Raw genomic sequence first — 25,723 nt, 5'->3', positions numbered from 1 at the left:
TTGAACCATACTTGGGCGGATCAACGTCCGATATGTCTGGAGGGCACCCAAGGCTGTTGGTCTGCAGTCGGCCCCGTTTCAGCACTGGTCAGGCTTGAAGAAATAGAGATGGGTAGAGGGTGGGGCGGAAATCATCTTTTGATTTCAATGAAATAGGTGTTCGCAGTTCTATTCTGACCGGCGCGCCCGAAAAGATACGAACTCGGTCTAGCTCATCAATGGCGCCGCGAACTTGAATTCGAAATGTGCATCATACACATTGGATTTTGAGACTATACCGCTGAAAGCACCGCATCTCTTGAACTCCCGGAGAGTCTCTCTCTCCGCCACTTATCCCGAACCCATTTTCATTCAGCAATTTATCTGAGCCCGCGGTCTCGTAGCCATGAACTGCTGCCGGTTCAATTTGGACCAGCTCGGACAATCGCTCCGATATCGAATGGGCGGTCAAGCTGTTCGAGGTCTGTGCCGGCGATGAAGACGCTGATCAGACCTCGTCCTTGAACCAGCCGAATACCTCCGAGCTGTGCTCGACATAGGGCAGGCGCTCGAAGCAGTGACCGACCAGTTGCCGCCAGGCGAGGAAATCCTGGGAACCGCCGAAGCCGGCGACATGGTCTTCGACGCTCCGCCAGCGGACGACCAGTTGATAGCGCCGGGGCAGTTCCACCACCTTGCGCAGCTGGAAGGACTGGAAGCCCGCCGCCCGATTGAACAGCGGTGGGGCGCGGCGGACGCCTTCCTCGAACTCCTGCTCGAAGCCTGACTTGATGTCGATCTGGGCGATTTCGAGTATCATTGGACCGGCTCGTACGCTTACGCCTTGCGGAAATCGCCGCCGAGCGCGATCGATTGCACGCCGTCGGAATCGGAAGGCTGGGCGCCGAAGCCGGACGGCACGGCGATCTCGGCCGCGACGATGCGGTTTTCCAGTGCGCCGAGGCCTTCGACTTCCACCACGATGGTCGAGCCGGGCTCGATCGGGCGGGAATTGGCCGGCGTGCCGGTCATGATCATGTCGCCCGGCTCGAAGGTGATGGTGCGCGCCAGGTCGGCCAGCAGGTAATGCGGGTCCCAGAGCAGGTCATTGGTATTGGCATCCTGCACCACGCGGCCATCGATGAGCGTGCGCAGGCGCTTGTTGCGGAAGTCCCAGTCGGTGACCAGAGCCGGGCCGACTGGGCCCAGCGTATCGCTGCCCTTGACCCGCACCATGCTGTTCTCGTCGGTATCGCGGAAGTCGTGCAGGCCGAAATCATTGGCGATGGTGTAGCCGGCAATATAGTCGGGCGCCTGTTCCGGCGTGATATTGCGGGTGGTGCGGCCGACGACCAGCACGAACTCGCCCTCGTAATTGAGGAAGCGGCAATTGGCCGGCCGGACCACCGTGCCACGATGGCCATTGAGGCAGGAGACGGACTTCCAGAAATAGGTCGGCGCCGGCGGCTGCTGGCGCTTCAACTCGTCGAGGCGGCTGCGGTAATTGAGATGGACGCAGATGACCTTGGTGGGGATGGCGGGCGGCAGATGCACGACGTCGTCGACCTTGTGCCGGCTGCCATCGATCCAGGTGAAGGCGCCATTCTCGACGGTGACGCTGCGGGCCACGCCATCAATCTGTACGCGTCGGAATTCAGTCATATCAAGTGCTCCAGATGGATAGGTCAGCGCGTGCCGGGCGGGGGCGCCGCCGGATAGCCGCGGCCGGCATAGTCGAAGTCCCCGAGCTCGAGGTCCGTCAGGTCAGCGGCCTGGGGCGAGGCGTAATAGGCGCGGATTTCGTTGATACGGCCGCTGGCGGCATCGAAGCCGTACCATTCATCACCGCGCAGCTTCTTACCCTGCCTGGTCTTGAAATGGGTCCATTCCATCACCGCGCGATAGCTGACCGGCTCGATCAGCAGGGTATCGACGCTCCAATAGGAGCCGAGGTCCCGTACTGCGCCGATCCAGCGATCGGCGATGGTGCGGGCACCGCGAAACGGGCCCTGATACATGCCCGGCGGGAAGTAGTGCACAGCATCCTCGGTGAGGCAGGCCATGATCTTGTCCGCATCGGCCTCGTTGCAGCCGTCGAAATAGGTGCGGATGGTCCGCTCCATGGCTTCGGCGCGCTGGCCGATCAGGGGGTCGGAATAGGGATTCAATTGCGGTCTCCGCCGGTAGGTTCAGTCTTCAACGAAAATCTCCTTGCGGCGCCGCACCATCATGGGCAGCACCGAGACGACCAGCAGTGCCAGGGCGACCAGCAACAGGCCCAGGCTGATCGGGCGATCGAAAAAGATGGCCGGATTGCCGCGCGACATCATCATCGCCCGGCGCAGGTTTTCCTCGAGCAGCGGCCCGAGCACGAAGCCGAGCAGCAGCGGCGCCGGCTCGCAGCGCAGGCGGTAGAGCATGTAGCCGAGCAGGCCGAACAGCGAGATCTGATAGAGATCGAAGGCGCTGCCATTGATGGCGTAGGTGCCGATGGCCGAGAAGATGATGATGGCCGGGAACAGCGCCTCATAGGGCACTTTGAGCAGGCGGATCCACAAGCCGACCAGCGGCAGGTTGAGCACCAGCAGCATCAGGTTGCCGATCCACATCGAGGCGATCAACCCCCAGAACAGCTCGGGGCGCGTGGTGATGACCGATGGCCCCGGCGCGATGCCCTGGATCAGCATGGCGCCGAGCATGAGCGCCATCACCGGATTGCTGGGAATGCCCAAGGTGAGCATGGGAATGAATGAGGTCTGTGCCCCGGCATTGTTGGCCGATTCCGGGCCGGCCACCGCCTCGATTGCGCCATGCCCGAAGCGTTCGGGGTGCCGCGACAGCCGCTTTTCCAGTGCATAGGAGGCAAAGGATGACAGCAGCGCGCCGCCGCCCGGCAGGATGCCGAGAACCGAGCCGATGGCGGTGCCGCGCAGGATCGGCGCGGTCGACTGCTTGAGATCATCTTTCGTCGGCATGAGCTTGCCGATCTTGTTGACTTCGCCCGAGCGTTCGCCGCCGCCGCTCAGGTTGCGCAGGATTTCCGCGACGCCGAAAATGCCCACGGCCACCGCGATGACATTAATGCCGGTAGAGAGTTCGAGCAGCCCGAAATTCAGCCGCGGCAGGCCCGAATAGACATCGGTGCCGATGACGCTGAGCAGGAGGCCGAGCACGACCATGGCAAGGGCACGCAATACCGAGCCATGCGCCAGCGCGATGGAGCAGACCAGGCCCACCGTGATCAGCGAGAAATATTCCGCCGGCCCGAATTCGATGGCGACCAGGGTGAGCACCGGCGCGAAGGCAGCCACCAGAAGCGTGGCAATGGTGCCGGCGGCAAAAGAGCCGATGGCCGCGATGGCCAGAGCCGGACCCGCCCGCCCCTGACGCGCCATCTGGTAGCCGTCGATGGCGGTCACCGCCGAGGATGCCTCGCCCGGCAGGTTGATCAGGATGGCGGTGGTCGAACCGCCATATTGGGCGCCGTAATAAATGCCGGCCAGCATGATCAGCGAGGCCGTGGGCGGCAGCGTGAAGGTGATGGGCAGCAGCATGGCGATGGTCGCCGTGGGGCCGACACCGGGCAGGATGCCGATCAGCGTGCCGAGCAATGCGCCGAGAAAGCAGAAGATCAGGTGTTCGGGGGACGTGGCGGTCGCAAAGCCGAGCGCCAGATTACCAAGCATGTCCATGGCTCAGCCCACCATGAAGGTTGGCAGGAGCGGCAGCGTCAGTTTCAAGCCGAAGCTGAACACGCCGACACAGATGATGGTCAGGGCGATGGTCACGCCGATCGCCATGCGCAGGGTCATGCGGGGACTGGCGAAACACACGATGCCGACACAGAGCGCCGTGGCCAGCGCCAGGCCCAGGCTGCGCACGGTCATGGCGAAGACGACCGGGGCAATGGAGAGCGTAACGATGGCCCGCCAGGGCAGCGGCCCGAGCGGTGGCTCCTCGCTCGGCGCGGCCTCGGCGGCGCGGGGACTGAAGGCGCGAAAGCCCATGACCAGGCCGAGCAGCGCCAGCAGGCCGCCGAGCATGACGGGAAAGAAGCCACTGCCCATCTTGGACGGCGTGCCGACCTTGAGGGTCATCAGGGCATAGAGAACAAAACCGGCGCCCAGCAGGACACAGAAGGCGCCTGCCAGAAAATCTTCGCGTTTGATAATCACGAGCGAACCCCCTCCCGGGTCGGCTGGCGCGTCAGCGCTTGAAGCTGGGATCGAAAGCCTCGGCCATACGCATCAGCGCGGCCCATTCGGCGACATTGCCGCGCGTATCGTGCACGTCCCACTGTTTGGCCGCCAGTTCGCAGATATCGGGCGGCGGCAGGCGCAACGGCGCGCCGCTGGCCTGCGCCACCAGTTGCACCTCGCAGCTGTCGATGAGGTATTTCATGCTCATCATGGCTTCCCCGATATTGGGCGCGCAGGTGAGCAGGCCGTGATTGCGCAGGATCATCGCCTTCTTCGTGCCGATATCGGCGGCGATCTGGACGCGCTCGGCATCCTTGTCGGAAATGCCGTAATAGTCGTGATAGGCCACGCGCTTGTAGAAGCGCATCGAGCCCTGGGTCAGCGGCAGGATCTCAGTGTCGAGCGCCGATATGGCCATGCCGGCCTTGGTATGGACGTGGATCGAGCAGTTGATCTCGGGCCGCGCGCCGAGCACGGCGGTATGGATATTGAAGCCGGCGACATTCACCTGCCGCGCCCCGTCCTGCACCTTGCCGTCCAGGTCGAGCTTGACCAGCGATGACGCGGTCACCTCGTTGAACAATTCGTCATTGGGCTTGAGCAGAAAGCAGTTGTCCTGGCCGGGAACGCGGAGCGTAATGTGGTTGTAGACTAGGTTGGTCCAACCGAACATGTCGGCGAGCCGGTGAGCGGCGGCCAGATCGATACGCGCCGCCCATTCCGCATCCGCCATTCCTGTCGGTTTGGCATGCTGCATCTGAGGTGTCTGGACCATCTGTCTCCCCCGTTTTGGTGCCGTCAGGCTACGGCCGCAAAACACAGCGTGTCAACAGGATTGAATTGAGTTCAGCATATTGAACGATGTTTCATGATCGATGTGACTTTTTGAGATTTGTAATTATCGTTTGATTTCAGCTAGATAATGCATCTTTCGATGCCGTCGAAGGCGCGGGTCATCCCTTGGTATCAGGCGGATTTCGATTCGATTGCTTGCCAACCTGACAATCGTTCAATACATTGACCGACGTTCACCGACCTGTGGCGACGTGCTGCCGGCCGGATCGTGGGGAGGTTACGCGATGTTTGTTGAGCAGCGCGTCTATACGCTGAAGCCGGGCGCAACACCGGCATTCCTCGACTATTACGAGCAGAATGGTCGCGCCGTGCAGATCGGTCATCTCGGCAACCCGGTCGGGTATTATTCCACCGAGATCGGGCCCCTCAACCAGATGGTGATGAGCTGGTACTACGCCTCGCTCGACGAGCGGACCCGCAAAAGGCAGCAGCTGGCGAGCGATCCGGAATGGATGGCGTATCTGAAGCATGCCCGCGAATGGGTCACGACACAGCACACCACCATTCTCAAGCCAGCACCTTTCTTCACGGAGCATCTGCAAGCCTACATTCACAGGGGGAGGAAATCATGAATAAATTCAAGCTGCTCACGGGCAGTGTAGCGGCGCTGGGCACTGCGCTCGTGCTTCTGGGCGCGAGCGGGGCGACGGCGCAGGACTATCCCAACAAGCCCATCCGTCTCGTCGTGCCATTCAATGCGGGCGGGGGCATCGACACCACCGCGCGCTTCATGGCCGACAAGCTGGGCGAGGAACTGGGGACCGACATCATTGTCGAGAATATCGGCGGCGGTGGCGGTTCGCTCGGCGCCGCCGAGGTGCACCGCTCGGCCGGCGATGGCTATACGCTATTGTACCACTCGTCCTCGGGCCCGGCCCAGGCAGCCGTGCGCGACGACCTGCCCTATGACTGGTTCGCCGATTTCATCCCGGTCTCCCAGGTCACCGCATTCGCTTCGGCCATCGTGGTGGGACCGAACTTTCCTGCCGATACGATGGAGGAGTTCATCGCCGAGGTGAAGGCGCATCCGGGCGAATACAGCTATGCCTCGTCGGGCAATACCACGGCCGTGCATCTGCTGAGCGAACTGTTCAAGACCAAGGCCGGGCTCGATCTTATCCACATTCCCTATCAGAGCACCGGCGCGGCAACGGCCGACCTGATCTCCGGGCGCGTGAGCATGGTGATCGATGGGCTGCCGGCACGCTCCAACGATATCAAGGCCGGCACGCTCAAGGCCTTCGCGGTGACCACCGCCGAACGTTCCGTCCTGCTGCCCGACCTGCCGACGCTGCAGGAAACGGGCATCGACCTGGTCGACGTCTACTGGACCGGGGTCTTCGCACCCAAGGGCACGCCTCCCGAGGTTGTCGACAAGCTGGCTGCCGCAATCGCAAAGGTGATGCACGAGCCCGAGATGGTCGATAAGTTGCTGGAGGTCGGAACCGACGCGGTTGGATCGACGCCGGAAGAGTTCGCTGCCCTGTCACAGGCGACCTACGACCTGTATCGCGGCGTCGTCGAGGACAATCCGGCATTGCTCGAAGAATAGCCGCAGCCAATCCGGCCCATTCGCTCAGCCGGGCGGGTGGGCCTTAGCCACACCAGACAAGCGCGAGTAGCCGTGAAAAGCAAAACGACCACCCTGAGCGCCCCGACCGCCACCGAGACCCCCGAAACCAAGGGCCTCGTGCCTGCCATCGAGCGGGCCGCCCGTCTGCTGGCTCTGCTGGAGGGTACCCCACACCGGGCCTTCTCGCTCGCCGAAATCGCCCGGCGCCTCGATATTCCCAAATCCACAGCGCTGAACATCTGCTCCGAGCTGGTCCTGGCCCAGTTCGTGCGACGGAGTCAGTCGGGCTATCAGCTTGGCCGACGGCTGGTGCAACTGGGCTCGGCCTATGTGGCCAGCGTCGATCTGGTGCGGGAGTTCTACGAGGTCTGCAACGGGATCGATGCCGATCTGGGCGCCATCATCCAGCTCTCGGTGCTCGATGACCAGCTCAACGCGGTCTACCTGGCCCGGCAGGATCACAACAGCCGGCTGCAATTGGGCCTGCGCTCGGAAATCGGTCGCCACGTGCCGGCCAATTGCACGGCATCGGGCAAGGCGCTGCTGGCTGCATTGCCTGAGGACAATCTGGAAAACCGGCTGGTGGGATTGCGCAAGCTATCGGTGCTTACCCCCAATTCGGTCAGCACCGTCCCCAAGCTGCGGCGCGAGCTCAAGACCATCCGTGAACAGGGCTATGCGCTCGACGACGAGGAAGTGCTGCCCGGCATAGCCTGCGTGGCACGCGCGCTGACCACCGACCACCGCGAGGATCGCCTGCTGTCGATCAGCATCACCGCCGCCAAGGTGAACGGTACGCTGGACCGGCAGATGGAGCTGCGCCCGGTGCTGGACCGGTTCGTCGAGGCGATGCAAAGCCGCCTCTGACATTTCGACAATCTCCGCCGACCCGCATGGGCGGCAATAGACAGGTATGCCAAATGACCCAGCCGTCCTTCCAATGGCCTAATAATCACAAGATCGCCGTGATGGTGACCGTGCTGCTGGAGAGCTGGTCGGACGGCAAGGCTCCGCCCTATTCGCCGATGACGACGCCGCTCAAGCCCGGCACCTATGACCGGGCCGGGGTGACCTGGGCCTCCTATGGGGTGCGGGCCGGCGTGTGGCGCATCATGCGCATCCTCGACCAGCACGGCATCAAGGGCACGATCTGCGCCAATGCCCGTTCCATCGAACTGATCCCCGACGCCATGCGCATCGCCGTCGCCAATGGTCATGAGATCGCCGCGCATTCCTATACCCAGGATGCGCTGATGGCCTATATGAGCCGCGACGAGGAATTGGCGATGATCCGGCGCTGCTCGGATGTCTTCGTCACCCATCTGGGGGAAAAGCCCAAAGGCTGGATCAGCCCGGTGCTGGCCTCGACCGACCATACGGCCGAATTGCTGGCGGGCGAGGGCTTCCTCTGGCACGGCGACTATAATGACGAGGACCTGCCGCGGGTGGTGCAGACGCCGCAGGGTTCCGTGATCGGCCTGCCCCACACCGATTTCGCTGATAACCGCGTGTTGCGACAGAGCCCGCGCGCCTATTTCGACGCCTACAAGGACACGTTCGACTATCTCTATGCCAATGAGCCGGGCTCGCTGATCAACCTGACGCTGCATAGCCAGTTCGGCGGGCGTCCGCTGGTCTCCTCGGTGTTCAGCGAAATCCTGGCCTATCTCAAGGGACATGACGGCGTGTGGTTTCCGCGGCACGACGAGCTTGCCACCTGGTTCGGCGGCACGGGGATTGAGGCCGTGCCCTACGCCCAGCGGTTCTTCGCCTGAACCGGCAGGCTGTGCTAGCAATGACGCCGTGGCGCCGCGAATTTCGGCGCGGATGAGGTGCGGCCGTGGTGAGCTTGCCGACGATCCGGCAATTGCAGATGTTCGTGGCTCTGGCGCGGTTCCAGAACTTCCGGCGGGCCGCCCAATCGCTCGGCGTTACCCAATCGGCGCTGAGCCAGTCGATCAAGCAGATCGAGTTTCTCATCAACGTGCCGCTGCTGCAGCGCAACAGACGGCATGTGGCCCTGACCAGCGCCGGGCAGACCTTCCTGCCCCATGCCGTGCGCGTCCTCGACAACCTGGCCGTCGGTGTCGACCTCATCCGCAATGCTGGCGAGCCGGATACCGGCTCGGTGACCGTGGCCTGCATGTCCTCTACCCTGCTCCGGCTCATGCCGGCCGTGGTCGACAATTTCCGCCGCCAGCATCCGGGCCTCAAGATCCAGGTGCTCGAAGTCGATGCGGTGGGTATTGGCGATCGCGTGCGGCAGGGCGAGGCCGACTTCGCGGTTTCGGTCATGTTCAAGCAGGATCTGGCGCTCGATTTCAGCCCGCTGATCGAGGACGAGTTGCATTTCGTTTGCCCGCTCGATCATGAATTCGCGACACGCAAGCAGATGAGCTGGCGCGAGCTGACGGGGCTCGGCATGCAGCAGATGGTGCAATGGAGCGGCATCTCCTACCTCGTCGCCGATGTCGGCGGACTCGAAGACCTGCGCGGACGTGCCACCTATTCCGTGACGCGCATTTCCACGGTGCTCGATATCGTGGCGGAGAGCGGGCTGGTGTCGGTGCTGCCGACGCTGGCCTTGTCGTCCCTTTCGGTGGGGCGGAAGTTCCACCATTGCCCGATGGTGGAGCCGACCATCCACCGCTCCATCGGGCTGATCACGCCACGCGAACGCTCGCTGTCACCCGCGGCGACGGCATTGCGCGAAGTGTTGCTGCAGACCCTGCAGCAACTGGGTGAGGATGGGCTGCCGGGCGCGCGGCTGACTGCCGCGACCACCCGCCAGCCCCGGGCGGCACAGTCCTAGATGCGCATGATGAAGGGGTTCGGCACTTCCGAGGCCGTGTTGATCCAGATGCTCTTGGTCTGCAGATATTCATCGATCGCCTCGATGCCGTTCTCGGCGCCGATACCACTCATCTTGTGGCCGTTGACCGGCGAGGAATAGCTGACCGAGCGATAGGTGTTGACCCAGATGACGCCGGCCTGCAACCGGTCGGAGACGTTGATCGCGCGGGCGATACTCTGCGTCCAGACGCCGGCCGCTAGGCCATAGAGCACGTCATTGGCGATAGCCACCGCCTCGTCCTCATCCTTGAACTTGATGACTGATAGCACCGGGCCGAACACTTCCTCCTGGGCGATGCGCATGTCATTGGTGACGCCGGTGAAGATGGTCGGCTCGACAAACCAGCCACCGCGATTGGCCGCCTTGCCACCCAGCACGCAGGTGGCGCCTTCGGCCTTGGCGATGGCGATATAGCCGAGAATCTTGTCGTATTGCGCCTTGGTGGTGACCGGCCCGACCTGCGTGTCGCTGCGGCTTGGGTCGCCCATCTGCGCGGTGCGGGCCAAAGCCAGCAGCTTTTCCATGAATTCGTCGTAGATGGTTTCCTGCACCAGCAGGCGCGAACCGGCAATGCAGGTCTGTCCGCTGGCGGCGAAGATGCCGGAAATGGCGCCATTGACCGCATTGTTGAGGTTGGCGTCGTCGAAGACGATATTGGGCGACTTGCCGCCCAGCTCGAGCGAGACTTTCTTGAGGTTGCGCGCCGCCGATTGATAGACCGCCTTGCCGCCCAGCTCACCGCCGGTAAAGGCGATCTTGGCCACGCGCGGATGGGTGGTCAGGCGCTCGCCGATCTCGGCGCCCAGGCCGGTGACGACATTGAACACACCCGGCGGGAACCCAGCCTCCTCCACCAGCTTGGCGAATTCGAGCAGCGAGGCCGAGGTATATTCGGAGGGCTTCATGACCAGCGTGCAGCCGGCGGCCAAAGCCGGGGCGATCTTGTTGGTCGCCAGCAACAGGGGCGAGTTCCAGGGCGTGATGCCCACGACCACGCCCAGCGGCTCGCGGCGCGTGTAATTGAGCACGCCGGGCTTGTCGATCGGGATGACGGCGCCCTGGATCTTGTCGGCCAGGCCGCCGAAATAATAGTACCACTGCGGGATATAGCTGGCCTGCGCGAACATCTCGGCCATCAGCTTGCCATTGTCGCGCACCTCGATTTCGGCGAGGCGGCGGGCATTGGCGGCGAGCAGGTCGCCCAGCTTGCGCAGCAGCGCGCCACGCTGGCTCGCCGTCAGCTTTGACCAGGGACCTTCGCTGAACGCCTTATGCGCCGCCTCGACCGCCCGGTCGGCATCCTTCGCGTTGCCGCGGGCGATGCGGGCCCAGGCCTTGCCGGTATAGGGATCGATACTGTCGAGATAGGTCCCGGAAGCCGGCGGCACCCATTCGCCGCCGATATACATGTCATAGGTCTGCATGCTGTCTTCCCCTGGATGCGGCCGCCGCTAGATGCTCTTGGCCAGCTTTTCCTTGATGTCGATGTTGAAGACCCGGGCAGCATTGCCGCCAAGGATCGCCCGCTTCTCCTCCTCAGAGAGAAACGGCAGGTCGTAGATCACGCTGGGGACGTCGAAGTCCCAATGCGGATAGTCGGACGAATACATGAGCTGGGTCGGCGCATTGATCATGCGGAAAGTCTGTTCCAGCTCGCGGATGTCGTTGGGCCGCTCCATGGGCTGGGACGTGTAGAACATCTCGCGCATGTAATCGCTCGGCGGCTTGGTCAGCGAGGGAACCTCGGACTTGCGCATGTAGTATTCGTGGTCGAGGCGCTGCATCAGGAATGGAATCCAGGCCAGCCCGCTTTCGATCCAGATCACCTTGAGCTTGGGGAACCGCACCGGCAACGCGTTGATCACCCAGTTGGTCAGGTGGACCATGTTGGAAATGGCAAAGCCCAGCGCATGGACGGACAGGAACTTGTTCATCATCGCCATGGTCTGGTCGTTCCAGTTGTAGGAGGCATGGAACCCCAGCGGCAGACCTGCCTCCTCGAGGAAGGCATAGGTCTTCATATAGGCGTCGTTATGCACGGCGCGATTGCGCGTCGCTGTCACCATATAGCCCAGCACGCCCGGCTTGCCGGCGAACTCCTTGGCGATTTCGTAAGTGGCCTGTGGGTCGTTGAAGGGCAGGTAGAGCATGGAGCGCAAGCGCGGATCGTTGGGCAGGATCTTCTCGGTCAGCCAGCGATTATAGGCCCGCGACAGCGCCACCTCGATCTCGATCTGCGGATGCAGGCCCAGATTGAGCATGGGCGTGGGAAAGAGAATGGCGATATCGACCGACAGCGCATCCATCCAGCGCTTGGCCATGGTGATGTCGCGATGCGCCTCCGGCCCGGTCTTTTCCAGCTGGCGCAGGGGATAGCGCGCCACGCGGCCACCCATATCCTGGTAGCCGATATTGCCCGGCAGCATGCCGAAGGCGCCGTGGCGGCTGGCGCTGGCGGTCTTGGCCAGTTGCTGCAGCACCGGATCCTCGAGATATTCGAGGATTTCGCTGAACGACTCGGTCTCGTAGTGGTGTGAATCCACATCGATGATCGGAAAGCGGTCGAAGCCGCGCGCCTTGGCCTGGTCGGCCGCATGCTTGAGGTGGAGCGAGGTATCGAAGCCCTCGATCGGCATGCTGCGATCGCCGCTGAGGGGGATGTTGAAATTGGTCTTGGTCATGGGTGGTTTGTCCGTGTTGCCGACGCGATGATCACGTGGGGCTGCCCATCGACTGCCACATGCCCAGTTCGAACAGTTGCAGGTCGGCGCTCTTGAGAACCTCGGTACTGAGGATCATCGCCTCGGTGGCGGTGATCTCGATATCGGGGTGGAAGGGGCTGAAATATTCGCCCTGCTGCAGGCGCTGCACGTAGCAGCGCGTGGCCTGGGTCAGCAGGAGAGCGAGGGCTTCCGCCGAAATTCCGGCATCGTCGTCACCAAGCGCCGCGGTCACGCGGTCGATGGCGGAAGCGAGCTTGCTGTCGGGCTTGACCGGCTTGGACAGGGTTTCAATTGATGTCGACATGGACGTTCCCCTCGCGGATGATGATCGGGAATGACTTGAGCCGCCGCGCCGGATCGGCGACCACCCGGCCGGTCTTGAGATCATATTCGTAGCCATGCCAGGGGCAGACGAAGTTGATCTCGGTCTCGGAGAATTTCTGCTGCTTGAAGCTGCGGTCTGGACGCAACACGTCCTCGACCTGATGCATAAGCAGGCCTTCACAAGCCGGTCCGCCCTGATGCAGGCAGATATTGGAATAGGCGTAATAGTTGTCTTCCCAGCAGAAGACCCCGACCTCTACGCCTTCATGGGAGACGATGCGCCGGTCACCACTGGCCATTTCCCCTGTCTTGGCAACGAATACTTCCGTCATTGATGCGCTGTTCCACTTGATTGAACAGGATGCCTTGAGGCGCTCCTTGGACCCGTTGTGGCGCTATCGACCCCGCGCCTCAACCTGCATAATCCGAACAATGTGATAAGCCAGGCTAATCATTATTAGTTCAGTATAATGAACGTTGCGCAACATACTGGACTTGTGGGCGGTTTTCGGTCAGCGTTGCGTATCCCCAATCCCGGAGTAGGCGCATGGGCGTAGTCATGCTGAGCGAAAGTGGCACAGCGGCATTTTTCGAGCGCATCGAGGCCGCTTTGCAGCGCGCCGGCATAGCGCCCGTCCATATCCGGCACACAGCCGGTGACGCCATTCCCGCCTCAGCTCTTGCCGATGCCGATGTGCTGCTGGCCTATGGCCACTTCCGCTGCACAGAGGAGGTGATGCGCGCGGCACCTCGGCTACGCGCCGTGGTGTCGCCCTGGGTGGGCACCGACGGCTTCGATATGGAAGCCGCGACCCGGCTCGGCATCGCCGTGGTCAATGGCCAGCCGGACGAACACACGCAGGGCATGGCCGAGGCAACCGTGATGATGATCCTGGCGGCAAGCTATGGCCTGCCGCAGGCGCGCCACACCATGGAGAGCGGCGCTGCCCGCCCTGCTGAACCAGTCGCAGAACTGCTGGCGGGCAAGACACTGGGCATTGTCGGACTGGGCCAGATCGGCCGGCGCGTCGCGGCACTGCTGGCGAATTGGGATATTACGCTCAAGGCGCACGATCCCTTCGCCAGGGACGTGCCCGACGGGATCGAGCTATTGCCGCTCGATGACCTGTTGCGAACCAGCGATATCGTGACGCTGCATATGCTCCTCACCGAGCAGACGAGGCACCTGATCGATGCCACCAGGCTGCGGCTGATGAAGCCCGACGCGATCCTGATCAATACCGCGCGGGGCGGATTGATCGACGAAACCGCCCTGTTCCAGGCCATGTCGTCCGGTCACCTCCGCGGCGCTGCCCTCGATGTCTTCGAGACCGAGCCCCTGCCCATGGACAGCCCCTTGCGGCGCCTGCCGAACATCCTGCTGACCCCACACATGATCGGCCAGACCAAGCAAAGCCGTGCCGCCCTGGTCGATCTCGCAGTTGCCAATGTGGGTGCCCTGATGTCAGGCACCTTGCCCAAAACCTTGCGCAACAGGACGGTAGCAGAGACCTGGCTCCGCCGGTGGGCAGATACCTAAGGCGTTGCATCTCAAGTATGTGGGATGGGCCCGCGCCTCCTTTCGCTTAAAGGCCCGATCGCTTCAGCATGGCTTCGGCGTATCTCGCGCCGGTGGTCTGGAAATTCGCCGCTTCTATTTCGGCCAGGTCGGTCTGCGTAAGGGTGACGCCAAGTGCGTCGATATTCTCCTCGAAGCGCTCCAGCTTGCGAGTGCCGAAAAGCGGGACGATCCATGGTTTCTGTGCCAGCAGCCAGGCCAGTGCCACCTGGGCCGGGGAGGCTTTGTGGCAAACGCCTATGGTGCGGAGGAGATCGACAAGGCGCTGGTTGGCTTCGCGCGCCTCGGCGGCAAAGCGCGGGATGGTGTTGCGCATGTCGGATTTGTCCAGTTCGGTATCGACGGCGATCTTCCCGGTGAGGAAGCCCTTGCCCAGCGGACTATAGGGCACGAGGCCGATGCCCAGCTCCTCTATGGTCGGAATGATCTCGTCCTCGGGCTCGCGGGTCCAGAGGGAATATTCGCTCTGCAGCGCGGTGACGGGCTGCACGGCATGGGCGCGGCGGATGGACGGGGCGCCGGCCTCCGACATGCCGAAATGCAGCACCTTGCCCTCGGCGATCAGGTCCTTGACCATGCCGGCCACGTCTTCCATCGGCACATCAGGGTCGACGCGGTGCTGGTAGTAGAGGTCGATATAGTCGGTGTTGAGCCGCCGGAGGCTGCCCTCGACGGCACGACGGATCTGGGCCGGCCTGCTGTTGACGCCGCCGCGATGCTCGCCGGTGTCCTGGTCGATGTCCCAGCCGAACTTGGTGGCGATCTTGACCTTGTCGCGCAGGCCGGTGAAGGCCTCGCCCACCATGATCTCATTGGTCCAGGGACCGTAGGTCTCGGCGGTGTCGAAGAAATCCATGCCGAGATCGACGGCCTTGCGCAGCAGGGCGATCATTTCGGGGCGGTCGGGAATGTCGCGGGCCTTGCCATAGCCCATGGCGCCCAGCGACAGCGCCGAGACGGTAAAGCCCTGGCCTAGTGTGCGTTTCTGCATGATGACCTCCTACATCCTGTATCCGGGTTGCTTGTAGATACTGTCCGGCTTGGCGACGATGTCGCGCCGGTAGACCTGCTCCGGCCAGTCGGCCGGCGAGACTTCCTCGAGGCCGACCGAGACGGCATTGGCGCCATGGCCGAGAATGCGCGTGACATCGGCCGTGATGGCCTCGGCCAGTTCCGTTTTTTGCTGTTCGCTCTTGCCGGGATAGAGCTTGACGATCACATGGGGCATTGGGGAGCATTCCTCCGTGCGATGGTGCGGTGCAGTGCGGCCGATCAGACCAGCAGCAATGTCTTGATGGCCCGGCGTTCGTCCATGGCCCTGTAGCCTTCGGCGACGTCGGCGATGGGCAGGGTCTGGTCGAATACCTTGCCCGGATTGATCGTGCGGGTCAGCACCAGATCGATGAGATGGGGCAGGAACCGCCGAACGGGTGCCGGACCGCCCAGCAGGTTCTTCTGTGAGTAGAACAGAAACTCGCCCTTGAGCTCCACGCCGTGCGGCACGCCGACAAAGCCGATGGATCCGCCGGGCCGGGCTGCGTTGATGGCCTGATGCATCGATTCATTGGTGCCGACGCATTCGAGCACGGCATCGGCGCCCACATTGGCGGTCATGGCTTTGATGCGGGCGACGCCGGCGTCGCCGCGTTCGGTCACGATATCGGTCGCGCCATATTCCAGTGCAAGCTCCTGCCGGGCCTTGTGCCTGCTCATGGCGATGATGCGTTCCGCACCCATCTGCCTGGCAGCAAGGATACCCATCAGGTCCACGGCCCCGTCGCCGACCACCGCTACCGTCGAGCCAGGCTGCACCCGCGCGGCATCGGCTGCGTACCAGCCGGTGCTAGCACGTCGGAGGCCGCCAGCAGGCTGGGCAGCAGGTCGTCGTCCGGCGCGGCGTCCAGCGCGACGAGGGTGCCGTCCGCCAGGGGAACGCGGGCGTATGGCGCCTGAGCGCCGGTCATGAATTCGCGCTGCTCGCAGGAGGACTGGAAACCATGCCGGCAATGCGGACAGCTATTGTCGGAGGTCGCAAAGGAGCCGACGACGAATTGTCCGGGCTTGATGGTCTTTACGTCGCTGCCGACCTCGACGACAGTGCCGCAATATTCGTGCCCCATATGCTGGGGGGCCCCTTGCGCCTGCAGGCCCCGATAGGGCCAGAGGTCGGACCCGCAGATGCAGGTGGCCGCCAGCTTGATGATGGCGTCGGTGGGCTTGAGGATTTTGGGTTCCGCGACATCCTCGAAACGGATGTCGCCGGGGCCGTGGAGAACTGTCGCAAGCATGCTGGCTTCCTCGTTGTGTTGATCAGGCGCCGAACTGCGCGTCGCTGACCTGTTCCATCCAGTCGACGACCTTGCCGTCCTGGACTTCCTGCAGGGCGATGTGGGTCATCGCGGTTTGCGGCGATGCGCCATGCCAGTGCTTTTCGCCCGGCGCGAACCAGATGACATCGCCGGGACGAATATCCTCGACCGGGCCACCCCAGCGTTGCGCACGACCGAAGCCGGCAGTGACGATCAGGGTCTGGCCGAGGGGATGGGTGTGCCAGGCCGTGCGAGCGCCGGCTTCGAATGTGACCGAGGCACCCTGCACGCGGTCGGGCGCACTGGGATTGAACAGCGGATCGATGCGGACCGTGCCGGTGAACCAGTCGGTCGGCCCCTTGCCGGAGGGGCGGCTGCCTGCGCGAAAGATTTCCATGGATCGTTCCTCTGCTCGAAGTCCTCTCGGACACTGCCCGGCACTGTAGCCAAGTGCCGTCCCGGCGATTAGGGTGAATAATCTGGATGCGGTTGTGAGCAGAGCTCAATAATGGCGCGAAGCCCCTTCGACGATATGCAGGCTTTCCTGGCGGTGGCCCGCGAACGCAGCTTCACCCGTGCGGCGGCCAGGCTGGGCGTGACACCATCAGCCCTCAGCCATGCGATGAAAGGTCTGGAAGAGCGGCTCGGGCTGCGCCTGCTGTCCCGCACGACGCGCAGCGTTTCGACGACGGAGGCCGGGGAGCGGCTGGCAAGGTCCATCGGCCCGCATTTTGAGCAGATCGAGGCGGAAATTGCTGCCCTGAGCGACCTACGCGACCGGCCGGCGGGTACCATTCGCATTTCATGCGGTGATTCACTGGTCGAGGCAGTGTTCCGGCCGATGCTGCGGACCTTCCTGCGGGACTATCCCGACATCACGGTCGAGCTGGCCATCAGCAACGGCTTCGTCGACATCGTCGCGCAGGGGCTGGACGCCGGAGTCCGCCTGGGCGAGGCGCTGTCCAAGGACATGATCGCGGTGCGGATCGGGCCGGACTGGCGCTTCACCGTGGTGGCAGCGCCCCAATATTTCGAGCGGCGCGACCCGCCGCTGACGCCGCAGGATCTCACCAACCATCAATGCGTCAACCTGCGGCTGACCACGGCCGGCGGGCTCTATGCCTGGGAATTCCGCAAGGACGGGCGCGATCTCAATGTCCGCGTCGATGGCCAGCTGATCTTCAACAGCATCCTGCCGGTGCTGGGCGCCGCCCTGGACGGCCACGGGCTTGCCTATGTCCCCGAATACATGGCCCGCCCTCATATCGAGCGCGGCGATCTCATCGAAGTGCTATCCGACTGGTCCATCACCTGGCAGGGCTATCACCTCTACTACCCAAACCGCCGCCACCCCTCCCCAGCCTTTGCCGCCCTGGTCAACGCACTGCGCTACAAGGCCTGACGCTGTCGCCTGCGTGGTGGCAGTGCACGTAATTATGTGCCGTATCAGACCTTGTGAACGCGTTCCATGACGCTGCTGCTATCGGTGGAGTCGCCGTCCAGTTGTAGCCACGGTCCCGTCAGCTTGCCTCAACATGCTTGCAACCAGAGTGATTTGACGGAATAGGTTCATGGGTTTGTGACGTAAGGGGCACGGTGGTGACAACCATGATTGTTGAAGAGCGCGACTACAGGATCAAGGTCGGCAAGCTCACCGAATTCCTGAGCCACTACGAACGTGACGGCCTGCCGGTTCAGGAGGAGCATCTCGGCAAAATACTTGGACACTTCGTTTCCGAGATTGGCGAGTTGAACCACATTGTTACACTGTGGGGCTACGCGTCGTTGGACGATCGCCTGGCGCGACGTGACGCCATGGCCAAGGATCCACGCTGGCAGGCGTATCTTTCGGCGACCGTTGACCTCGTCGATATCCAGACGACGCGCCTGCTCCGTCCGACCTCGATTTCTCCTATCCGCTAGGGCGTTGTAGCCCTAGAGGTCCAATGCGCCCCGATTGAGGATTCTGTTTGGATCGAGTGCCTGCTTGAGGCGCCTGGCGAGTATTGCCGTGCCCGGCTCAAGCAGGTCGAGATAGGGGTAGAATCGGGCCAATTGAGCATGTAGCGCGCCATGAGCGCGGAAGATGGCACGTACGTCCTCACGCATCGCTGCCACCTTGGCCCGTGCGGCGACATTGTTCGACCGATCGGCGAAACGTACTCGGTTGCGCTCGGAGAGGTAGCGATGATGCAGCGGTGATAGCGCGTCGCGCCAGTAGAACATCGGCTCCATGCTGACATAGGCGCCTACGCTGGAAAAAAAGTATCCGATGGTAATGTCGTTAGCGGCGAGCGGCTTGGCATGCGCCGCGAAATACTGGTCCAACGCCGCCATGGTGGCATGCGCCACACTCAATGGCACCATGCCGTGGATTGGCACCCAGCGCTCGCCCTCGCGGCCTACAAAGCCGCGCACCGAATAGGGCTTGGCATGCAGGGCCTTGGGAAGAACGTTGTCGATCTCGCGCCCGGCGGCCGGAATCAGCGCCCGGGCGGCGAGCAGGATCGAACGGGCAGCGGCATCGGTGGGCGCTTCCATGGTCAGGTGCAGCGTCCAGCCGCTGTCGGCAAGACTTTGTGGCGCCCGGGCCAGTTGCAGCAGGTCACGCATCAGGGCCAGGGGATTGCGGCTTTGCCGAACGACGTTCCAGACGGTTTCGGCGCCGGTGCGGGCATCGACCTTGGCGGCGTCCCTATTTTTCTGCGGATCCATGCCGAACATGCGCACGCCCAGATTGGTGGCGCCAATGCGGGCCATGGCGTCGACCAGATCGAGCGGGCTGGCAAAAGAAAAGGAGGCGAAGTGGGCCGGACGCTCGGGGACCAACCTCAGGGTGACCGCAGTCTTGATACCAAGCACGCCGCCATCGCCACAAAACATCCCCGTCAGGTCGGGGCCGAAATACCGATAGAACGGTGTCTGCCCGGCGACGCTGCCGGCGCCGGTGGTGGCTATCGTACCATCGGCCAGAACCAATTCGAGCCCCAGCACGCCTTCGAGATGGCCGGGCACGTTTTGCGACACGGCCCCGCCAATCGTTGAATATTCCCCTGAAATCGGCCCCAGTTGCTGCGGGCGCAATCCCGTGCCGGCCAAGGCCTTGGAAAGGGAGGCCCAGGACAGGCCGGCGCCGACCTTCACCGTCATGTTGATGGCGTCGATCGTGACGCCGTCTAGACGTGACAGATCCAGCACAATGGCGTCACCATCGCCGGACACGACGCCCCCGGTATAGGACAGACCGGCCCCGCGCGGCACCAGGACCAATCCTTGCTCCTGGGCGTAACGCGCAATCGCGGCCACTTCGCCAGTTGTGCCCGGTAGGGCCACCAGGGCCGGCGGGCAGGCATACTCCCACAACACCAGGTCGCTGGCATAGTAGGCACGCGCTGTATCCTCGGACAGGACGTGGTCGCGCCCGACAATGGCGGCGATGGCGGCGGCGTGCGGCATGGGATCAGGGCAGCTTGAACACGTTGAGGGCGTTGTCGCGCAGAATCTTGCGCAGGGGTTCCTCGCGGAAATTCAGGTCGCCCACTTCGCGCATGGCGCGCTCTGGATCAATGACCGGCCAGTCAGTACCGAACAGGAATTTGTCCTGCCCGTAGGTATTAGCAAAATGCACCAGCTGCTGCGGCCAGTGCTTGGGCGCATAGGCATCGCCTGCGAGGTAGACATTGGGGTGCTTCCAGGCCATGGCGATCATCTCGTCGGTCCAGGGGTAGCCAATATGGATGCCAATGAGCTTCAGCTCGGGGAAGTCGATGGCCACTTGGTCGAGATGGATCGGGCGGGCAATGGTCGGCAGGCGCCGGTCACGCTGGTAGATCAGGCAGTTGCCCACTTGCATCATGATCGGAATGTCGAGTTCGCAGCACTTGGCGTAATAGGGATAGATCTGGGCTGCATCCACCCGCATGGAAAACCAGTGCGGATAGAAATGGGCGCCAACAAAGCCATATTCCTTGACCGCGACTTCGAGGTCGCGGAGCCCCTGCATGCCCCTCGTGGGGTCGATGCCGGCGAGGCCCGAGAAGCGGTCGGGATATTGCTGGCAGAGGTCGAATACGCGCTTGTAGGGGATCTCCACCGAACCCTTGATGCGCATGTCGCCGCTGCGCACGGCTACCAGCAGGGAGCGTTCGATCCCGGCCCGGTCCATTTTCTCGATATAGGCTTCCATCGGCATGCCGCGGATATAGTCGGGGTCCTGCCGGGTTTTGGCGCGGAAGCCGTCATCGGTGGCGATCTGGCCGGCCTCGAATTCCTCAGGCGTGAAGACGTTGACGACGATGTCGATAGCTTTGGTGGTCATGAAGGGCGGTCCTCAATCAGGCGGTCAGGGAAGTGCGACGATGCCGTCGGGCAGGGCGGCGACATGGCTGGCGATCTGGCCCGGCGTCGTGAGCCAGATCCTGTCGCGCTGCGCCGCAATATGGGCGAGCACCCGGCGCAACTGGCGGATGCGATGCGGCTGGCCCGTCAGGAATGTATGCAGCGATGCGGCATAGACCTGCGGATAGAGCGCCGATTCATCGAGCTGCTCGTCGAAGCAGTCCATCAGCATGGTGGTGAAATCGCCGTCGCTGGCCTTGCGGTTCACATAGGCCGGCAGGTCATTCAGTTCCATCGAGGGGTAGGGCACCGCCAGGATCGGGCCTTCATCGGTACGGAACCATGTGGGCTGGTCGTCATAGAACCAGTCCAGCATGTAGTCGAAGCCATTGCGCTTGAGTAGTTCGGGCGTCTGTGCGCTCTGCGAGATGAAGGGGCCAAGCCAGCCGCGCGGGGCCTTACCTTCCTCGGCGGTGATGCGGGCTACGACCTGGCGCAGCATCTCGGCTTCCTCGTCGCCCGTCATGTCGATCTGGCGTTCCGAATTGGTGCGCCCGTGGCCGATGATCTCGTCACCGCGGGCCCGGAAGGGCTCCAGCACTTCCGGGCAGGCGTCATAGACCGAGGCATTGACGATGATGGATAACGGAATGTCGAATTCGGCGAACAGGCGCTGAATACGCCATAAGCCCACCCGGTTGCCGTAGTCACGATAGGCGTAGCCGCGATGGAAGGGTGCCGAGGGCATCGAGGTGAAGTCGTTGCCCGGATTGCGGCCGAATTCGAAGGCCTCGATATTCAGCGCGAAATAGACCGCCAGGCGTTTACCATCGGGCCAGTCATAGACCGGGCGCTGGGGAATGGGCGAATAGGGGTAGCGATCGAATTTGGGGTCGAACTTGGTCATGCTGTCAGCCTCAGGGAGAAGTCCGGTCAGGCCGGAACCGTATTGAGCAGGGAGATGATCTCGGCGCTGGAGCGCACGTCGGCATATTTCTGGGCCATGTCGAACAGGTTCACCGCATGGGTCGCCGCGCCGCGGTCATACACGGCGTCATGCGGCACCTGCACCCGGAAATTATACGAGAATGCGTCCACCACGCTGGCGCGGATGCAACCCGACGTAGTGCAGCCGGTGACGACGAGCGTATCCACACCCAGGTCGATCAGGTAGCTGGCCAGCGCCGTGCCGAAAAAGGCGCTGGGGTGCCGCTTGGGCAGGAGGATGTCGCCGGGCAGCGGAGCCACGATGTCGGGGAATTCATAGCCCTTGGCCGGAATTGTCGTGATTCCGGGCAGTTTGGCCTCGAAGCGACCGCCGTCGATTGCCGTCTTGGGCGCAACATGCGGATAGAGCACAGGCCAGCTGCGAGCCCGGAACAGGTCCATGATCGAGCGGATATGGCCGACGGCGTTCCAGGCACCGTCGCCGCAGGAGGTGGGGTATTCCTCAAGCGCTTCAAGGATGGGCATGGGCCGCGTTCCGGTGGTGCGGAACTGCACGTCGATGACCAGCAATGCGGGCCTGCTGCCAATGCCGGTGCTGTGGCCCCATCCAGCAGCATCATAAACCGCGATATCGCTCTCGGGAACGATGTGACTCCAGGGCTGGCCCACGGTGATCTCCTTGAAACCGGTCAAACACAGGCAGAATTCGCGTGCTGTCCCAGTGTGTGTTCCCCGTCCGCGGGAGACAAGAAATTGTGGCTGACGCTACCTATAAGTGTAGATGATAGTGCCAGCGGCGGCAGGGTGATCGGCTTGAGCCTTGCCTCGAAAGGGTCAGTAGCCCCGCAGGAATGCATTGATCGAAGCGTGCTTTTCTTTCCCGGAAAAATCGCCCCATAGGGCGTCCGGCCAAAGTTGCGTGGCCGTGGTGGCGGCGGGAAAGAAAACATCGTCCGGGGCACAGCCGATCATCATGGGCTGGGCGACCGAATTCACCGCGCCGACGAAGTCGTAGTCAAGCACAGCGCGCCAACTTGGCACCAGATGTTGCAGGTTGTTGACCAGTGCGCGGACCTCCGCATGCAGCAGGATCGGATCGATGGCGCGGGGCTTGGCCCTGATCGCCTGGTGGGTCTTGCTGTGCCATGGCCACCAGAGCCGTTGGTCGCGCAGCAAGTGCCACAGCTCCAGCAGATGCCCGCCCTCCCATCGCGGCGCCAAAGTGAAATCGAAAGCCGCCAACTGGTTGTTGCGCTCGGTTGCCGTGAGGCAGGGCGGCCCGTCAAGCATCACGCAGGCGACCCGGTCTGGCGCTGTTGTGGCCAGGTGCGCTGCGACAGCGGCGCCGCCATTGTGACCATAAAGCGCGATGCGCGGAATGTTGAGCTGATCGAGCAGCGCCAGCACCGTCCTGGCCCACATCTCCACCGATAGCGGGCTGGCCCCGTCGGAATAGCCATTGCCCGGCAGGTCCATCGCCAGCACCTGGCGATCCAGTGAAAGACTGTCGATCAGGTGCTGCAACTGCGACGAGGCCCCTGGGATGGCCGGCAGCAGCAGGAGCGGCAGGCCATCGCCATTGCCGGCCTGGCGCAGGAGGATCTGCTGCCCCAGCACCTCGACATAGCGTATCGGGGCGGTCGGAGGCTGGGGTGCAGTCGTGGCCGGGGGGAGTGTCGTTCCGTGGGTGAGCAGAATTTCCAGCTCGCGCGCCGCGGCTTGTTCGGACTCTCGCGGAATGATCTCGACCGCCTGGCCCGCCGAACGCAGGTAATCGGCGTGGCGGTATTGGCTGTCGCCGGGCCGGACACCGAAACAGACCGGTGTCGACAGGCCTGCCAGCGGCGCATGCCAGCGGTAGCGCAGCGCTGCGGCATATACGTTGGCATAGGCGCTGCCGGCCTCGAGTAGTTCGACGACGCCGCGCTGCAACTCGTCCGGGCCGGGCAGATCGGTATCGGCCCGCAGGCCGTTGACCGGGTCGTTCCAGGGCCAGAACACGAATTGTTCGCGGAAGCGGTGCCACAGCCAGGTAAGATGGCCGCCATCCCATTGGGGTTCTATGGGAGGCAGGTAGGCACGCAGATAGTCGGCGCTGGGCAGGTTCGGCACGATCGTATAGCCGTCGGTCAAAACGAATTCGGCCCGTGCCGGGAAGCGTTTGGCAAATTCTACGGCGATCGAGCCGCCGGTATGGCGGCCATAGAGCATCACCCGGTCGAGACCGAGCGCGTCGAGCGTATCGGCGAGGGCATCGGCGAGGGCGCCGATTTCGACATTGGCCATGGGCAGCGGGTCGGACAGGCCGAAGCCGGGCGTATCGAGGGCGATAACGTTGAAATGGCCGCCCCATGCGCCAAGCAGGGGAATCTGGACGCGCGAGGAGGCGGGCGACGCATGCAGCAGCACCAGCGGCGGACCGCTGCCGGCCTGGCGGTAGTGGATGCGACGCCCGTCCTGGGTGTGGGCAAAATGCCGGGTAATCGGGCGCATCTAGCGAACCGCCGGCCAGTTGCCTTGCCGCAGGGTGCGGCGCAGCACCTTGCCCATGCTGTTTCGCGGCAAATCTCCCACGATGTGAATGGCCTTGGGCAGCTTGAAGCGGGCCAGGGTCAGGGCGGCATGGCGCAGCAGGTCGTCGGGGCTGGCATTGGCGTTTTCGCGCAGCACAACATAGGCGGTGACGGCCTCGCCCCAATAGTCGTGTGGCAGGCCCACCACGCCGCACTCGGCAACGGCTGGATGTGCCAGCAGCGTCTCTTCCACCTCGCGGGGATAGATATTTTCGCCGCCGGAAATGATCATGTCGCTCTTGCGGTCGACGAGGTAGAGATAGCCCTCCTCATCTAGCATGGCGATGTCACCAGCTGTGATCCAGTCGCCGCGGCGCGATTGCTCTGCCAGGCCGGGGCGGTTCCAATAGCCTGAGAACATGAGGGGGGAGGAACTATACAGTTCGCCCGGGGTGCCGGTCGGAACGTCGTTGCCCTCGCTGTCCAATACCCGAATCTGGGTCATGGGAAATGCCTGGCCGACGCATTTGAGTTTGCGCAGCTGATCTTCGGGGCGCAGCGTCGAAACGATCGAGGCTTCGGTCGAGCCATAGCGCTCGAACAGCCGCGAGGGGCCGAAATAGTCGACGATCCGCTCCTTCATGGCCTGCGCCAGTGGCGCAGTGCCGGAGATCAGCGCCTTGAGGCTGGATGTGTCGTAACGGCGCCCGCTGTCGGTGGAGAACAGGGCGCTGAAATGGCTTGGTACCATGTAGATGCAATTGGCGCGTACTCGCTCGATCGAGCCCATCAGGTGCTGGATATCGAAGCGCGGCAGGATTTCGCAGAAACCACCGAAGAATAGCGGCGCTACGGCCATCATGAAGCCGGCGCCATGAAACAGCGGCGTGGTGGCCAGCGAGCGGTCGTCCGGCGAGTAGCAGCCATGGGCCGAGCTCATTGCATGGAAGCTGTTGACCCGGGCGCGGTGCGACAGCATCACCCCCTTGGGGGCGCCGGTCGAGCCGGATGTATAAGTGATCATGAAGATGTCTTCGGCATCGGTTGGTACCGAGCACATCTGCGCGGAAGACTCCGCCAGCAATGCCTCATAGTCGGGGCCGACAATGATCATTTTCTCGATCCCGCCCCCACCGCTTTCCTCGACCCGACCGACCAGTTCGGGCGCGACGAACAGGACTCGGGCGCCGCAATCATCGAGGATGAAGGCAATGTCGGCGGCGCTGGAGGCCGGGCCGACCGTAACCGCGCTCACCCCCGCCGAGGCCAGGCCCAGCACCAGTTCGACATATTCCAGCCGGTTGGGTAGCAGGACCATGGCGCGATCGCCGTGCTCAAGGCCCAGATAAACCGCCAGGTTGCTCACGCGGTCAATACGTTCGATCAACTGGGCATAAGTCAGGGCACGATCGCCTTCGACCAGGGCAGTTTTCGTCGGGGTGCGCTGCGCAGCCGCGCGAATGCCATCCGGGATGGTCACCGAGAGAGAAGCGCCTGGCCGTATTGACATCGTGACTCCACAAAACGCA

The 25,723-nt window shown here is 63.1% G+C and carries 27 protein-coding genes and 1 pseudogene; 8 read left to right on the top strand and 20 right to left on the bottom strand.

Annotation, left to right across the window (positions count from 1 at the left end):
• Positions 1-487: 487 nt before the first annotated feature.
• From FPZ08_RS15295 to FPZ08_RS15270, 6 genes are read right to left on the bottom strand one after another with little or no spacing between them, the layout of a single operon-like run.
• Positions 488-799 (bottom strand): antibiotic biosynthesis monooxygenase family protein, encoded by a 312-nt coding sequence (locus tag FPZ08_RS15295; RefSeq protein ID WP_146290804.1) that lies wholly within the window; start codon positions 797-799, stop codon positions 488-490.
• Between the two features lie 17 nt (positions 800-816).
• Positions 817-1,641, bottom strand: coding sequence for a fumarylacetoacetate hydrolase family protein (locus FPZ08_RS15290; protein ID WP_146290803.1), 825 nt, complete (start codon positions 1,639-1,641; stop codon positions 817-819).
• A gap of 23 nt (positions 1,642-1,664) precedes the next feature.
• Positions 1,665-2,147, bottom strand: coding sequence for a nuclear transport factor 2 family protein (locus FPZ08_RS15285; RefSeq protein WP_246132678.1), 483 nt, complete (start codon positions 2,145-2,147; stop codon positions 1,665-1,667).
• A gap of 21 nt (positions 2,148-2,168) precedes the next feature.
• Positions 2,169-3,671 carry a tripartite tricarboxylate transporter permease gene (locus tag FPZ08_RS15280; RefSeq protein WP_146290802.1) on the bottom strand — a complete coding sequence of 501 codons (1,503 nt, stop codon included), beginning with the start codon at positions 3,669-3,671 and terminating at the stop codon, positions 2,169-2,171.
• Between the two features lie 3 nt (positions 3,672-3,674).
• Positions 3,675-4,154 carry a tripartite tricarboxylate transporter TctB family protein gene (locus FPZ08_RS15275; RefSeq protein WP_186767031.1) on the bottom strand — a complete coding sequence of 160 codons (480 nt, stop codon included), beginning with the start codon at positions 4,152-4,154 and terminating at the stop codon, positions 3,675-3,677.
• A 31-nt stretch (positions 4,155-4,185) separates the two neighbouring features.
• A complete protein-coding gene (locus FPZ08_RS15270; protein ID WP_210246819.1) occupies positions 4,186-4,953 on the bottom strand; it encodes a class II aldolase/adducin family protein in 768 nt (255 codons plus the stop codon).
• A gap of 211 nt (positions 4,954-5,164) precedes the next feature.
• Between FPZ08_RS15270 and FPZ08_RS15265 the strand changes: the two genes are divergently transcribed.
• The 5 genes from FPZ08_RS15265 (at position 5,165) to FPZ08_RS15245 (ending at position 9,418) form a co-directional block, all read left to right on the top strand.
• Positions 5,165-5,605 (top strand): NIPSNAP family protein, encoded by a 441-nt coding sequence (locus FPZ08_RS15265; protein WP_210246818.1) that lies wholly within the window; start codon positions 5,165-5,167, stop codon positions 5,603-5,605.
• Positions 5,602-6,585: a Bug family tripartite tricarboxylate transporter substrate binding protein gene (locus tag FPZ08_RS15260; RefSeq protein WP_186767030.1), complete on the top strand. Its 984-nt coding sequence runs from the start codon at positions 5,602-5,604 to the stop codon at positions 6,583-6,585. The genes FPZ08_RS15265 and FPZ08_RS15260 overlap by 4 nt, the downstream gene beginning before the upstream one ends.
• A 72-nt stretch (positions 6,586-6,657) precedes the next feature.
• Complete coding sequence (locus FPZ08_RS15255; protein WP_146290799.1) at positions 6,658-7,473, top strand: IclR family transcriptional regulator; 816 nt, start codon at positions 6,658-6,660, stop codon at positions 7,471-7,473.
• A 53-nt stretch (positions 7,474-7,526) separates the two neighbouring features.
• The gene (locus tag FPZ08_RS15250) at positions 7,527-8,381 is read left to right on the top strand and encodes a polysaccharide deacetylase family protein (protein ID WP_186767029.1); all 855 of its coding nucleotides are present in this window, start codon (positions 7,527-7,529) and stop codon (positions 8,379-8,381) included.
• Between the two features lie 68 nt (positions 8,382-8,449).
• Positions 8,450-9,418 carry a LysR family transcriptional regulator gene (locus tag FPZ08_RS15245; RefSeq protein ID WP_146290797.1) on the top strand — a complete coding sequence of 323 codons (969 nt, stop codon included), beginning with the start codon at positions 8,450-8,452 and terminating at the stop codon, positions 9,416-9,418.
• On the opposite strand, the gene FPZ08_RS15240 is transcribed toward FPZ08_RS15245, so the two are convergent.
• From FPZ08_RS15240 to FPZ08_RS15225, 4 genes are read right to left on the bottom strand one after another with little or no spacing between them, the layout of a single operon-like run.
• A complete protein-coding gene (locus FPZ08_RS15240; RefSeq protein ID WP_146290796.1) occupies positions 9,415-10,884 on the bottom strand; it encodes an aldehyde dehydrogenase in 1,470 nt (489 codons plus the stop codon). The two genes, FPZ08_RS15245 and FPZ08_RS15240, sit on opposite strands and share 4 nt — an antisense overlap.
• A gap of 27 nt (positions 10,885-10,911) precedes the next feature.
• Entirely contained in the window at positions 10,912-12,141 is a 1,230-nt protein-coding gene (locus FPZ08_RS15235; RefSeq protein ID WP_146290795.1) for an amidohydrolase family protein, read from the bottom strand.
• Between the two features lie 31 nt (positions 12,142-12,172).
• Positions 12,173-12,487, bottom strand: a complete 315-nt coding sequence (locus FPZ08_RS15230) for a hypothetical protein (protein WP_146290794.1) — start codon at positions 12,485-12,487, stop codon at positions 12,173-12,175.
• Positions 12,471-12,839: a Rieske (2Fe-2S) protein gene (locus FPZ08_RS15225; RefSeq protein ID WP_146290793.1), complete on the bottom strand. Its 369-nt coding sequence runs from the start codon at positions 12,837-12,839 to the stop codon at positions 12,471-12,473. Before FPZ08_RS15225 ends, FPZ08_RS15230 begins: the two co-directional genes overlap by 17 nt.
• Positions 12,840-13,054: 215 nt before the next feature.
• Here FPZ08_RS15225 and FPZ08_RS15220 point away from each other — a divergent pair, with 215 nt between their 5' ends.
• Positions 13,055-14,047 (top strand): 2-hydroxyacid dehydrogenase, encoded by a 993-nt coding sequence (locus FPZ08_RS15220; protein ID WP_146290792.1) that lies wholly within the window; start codon positions 13,055-13,057, stop codon positions 14,045-14,047.
• A 46-nt stretch (positions 14,048-14,093) separates the two neighbouring features.
• Here FPZ08_RS15220 and FPZ08_RS15215 read toward each other — a convergent pair whose 3' ends face one another.
• The 4 genes and pseudogenes from FPZ08_RS15215 to FPZ08_RS15200 all read right to left on the bottom strand — a co-directional run bounded on the left by FPZ08_RS15215 (position 14,094) and on the right by FPZ08_RS15200 (position 16,792).
• Entirely contained in the window at positions 14,094-15,077 is a 984-nt protein-coding gene (locus FPZ08_RS15215) for an aldo/keto reductase (RefSeq protein ID WP_146290791.1), read from the bottom strand.
• A gap of 9 nt (positions 15,078-15,086) precedes the next feature.
• Positions 15,087-15,314, bottom strand: a complete 228-nt coding sequence (locus FPZ08_RS15210) for a tautomerase family protein (RefSeq protein ID WP_146290790.1) — start codon at positions 15,312-15,314, stop codon at positions 15,087-15,089.
• Positions 15,315-15,358: 44 nt separating this feature from the next.
• Positions 15,359-16,374, bottom strand: a pseudogene (locus FPZ08_RS15205) (zinc-dependent alcohol dehydrogenase family protein).
• A gap of 22 nt (positions 16,375-16,396) precedes the next feature.
• On the bottom strand, positions 16,397-16,792 hold the full coding sequence (locus FPZ08_RS15200; protein WP_146290789.1) for a (R)-mandelonitrile lyase: 396 nt from the start codon (positions 16,790-16,792) through the stop codon (positions 16,397-16,399).
• A gap of 111 nt (positions 16,793-16,903) precedes the next feature.
• Between FPZ08_RS15200 and FPZ08_RS15195 the strand changes: the two genes are divergently transcribed.
• Entirely contained in the window at positions 16,904-17,797 is an 894-nt protein-coding gene (locus tag FPZ08_RS15195) for a LysR family transcriptional regulator (protein WP_146290788.1), read from the top strand.
• A gap of 206 nt (positions 17,798-18,003) precedes the next feature.
• Complete coding sequence (locus FPZ08_RS15190) at positions 18,004-18,318, top strand: NIPSNAP family protein (RefSeq protein ID WP_146293214.1); 315 nt, start codon at positions 18,004-18,006, stop codon at positions 18,316-18,318.
• Between the two features lie 12 nt (positions 18,319-18,330).
• Here FPZ08_RS15190 and FPZ08_RS15185 read toward each other — a convergent pair whose 3' ends face one another.
• The 6 genes from FPZ08_RS15185 to FPZ08_RS15160 all read right to left on the bottom strand — a co-directional run bounded on the left by FPZ08_RS15185 (position 18,331) and on the right by FPZ08_RS15160 (position 25,704).
• Complete coding sequence (locus tag FPZ08_RS15185) at positions 18,331-19,851, bottom strand: FAD-binding oxidoreductase (protein ID WP_146290787.1); 1,521 nt, start codon at positions 19,849-19,851, stop codon at positions 18,331-18,333.
• A gap of 4 nt (positions 19,852-19,855) precedes the next feature.
• The gene (locus FPZ08_RS15180) at positions 19,856-20,713 is read right to left on the bottom strand and encodes an amidohydrolase family protein (protein ID WP_146290786.1); all 858 of its coding nucleotides are present in this window, start codon (positions 20,711-20,713) and stop codon (positions 19,856-19,858) included.
• A gap of 24 nt (positions 20,714-20,737) precedes the next feature.
• On the bottom strand, positions 20,738-21,640 hold the full coding sequence (locus FPZ08_RS15175; protein WP_146290785.1) for a polysaccharide deacetylase family protein: 903 nt from the start codon (positions 21,638-21,640) through the stop codon (positions 20,738-20,740).
• Positions 21,641-21,666: 26 nt separating this feature from the next.
• Positions 21,667-22,350 carry an isochorismatase family protein gene (locus FPZ08_RS15170; protein WP_246132677.1) on the bottom strand — a complete coding sequence of 228 codons (684 nt, stop codon included), beginning with the start codon at positions 22,348-22,350 and terminating at the stop codon, positions 21,667-21,669.
• Positions 22,351-22,515: 165 nt separating this feature from the next.
• Positions 22,516-24,174 (bottom strand): alpha/beta fold hydrolase, encoded by a 1,659-nt coding sequence (locus FPZ08_RS15165; RefSeq protein ID WP_146290784.1) that lies wholly within the window; start codon positions 24,172-24,174, stop codon positions 22,516-22,518.
• Positions 24,175-25,704 (bottom strand): class I adenylate-forming enzyme family protein, encoded by a 1,530-nt coding sequence (locus FPZ08_RS15160; protein ID WP_146290783.1) that lies wholly within the window; start codon positions 25,702-25,704, stop codon positions 24,175-24,177.
• Positions 25,705-25,723 lie beyond the last annotated feature (19 nt).

Origin of the sequence: Devosia ginsengisoli, from assembly GCF_007859655.1 — a bacterium.
Lineage (GTDB): Bacteria > Pseudomonadota > Alphaproteobacteria > Rhizobiales > Devosiaceae > Devosia > Devosia ginsengisoli.
This window is presented reverse-complemented; position numbering and strand designations above follow the sequence as displayed.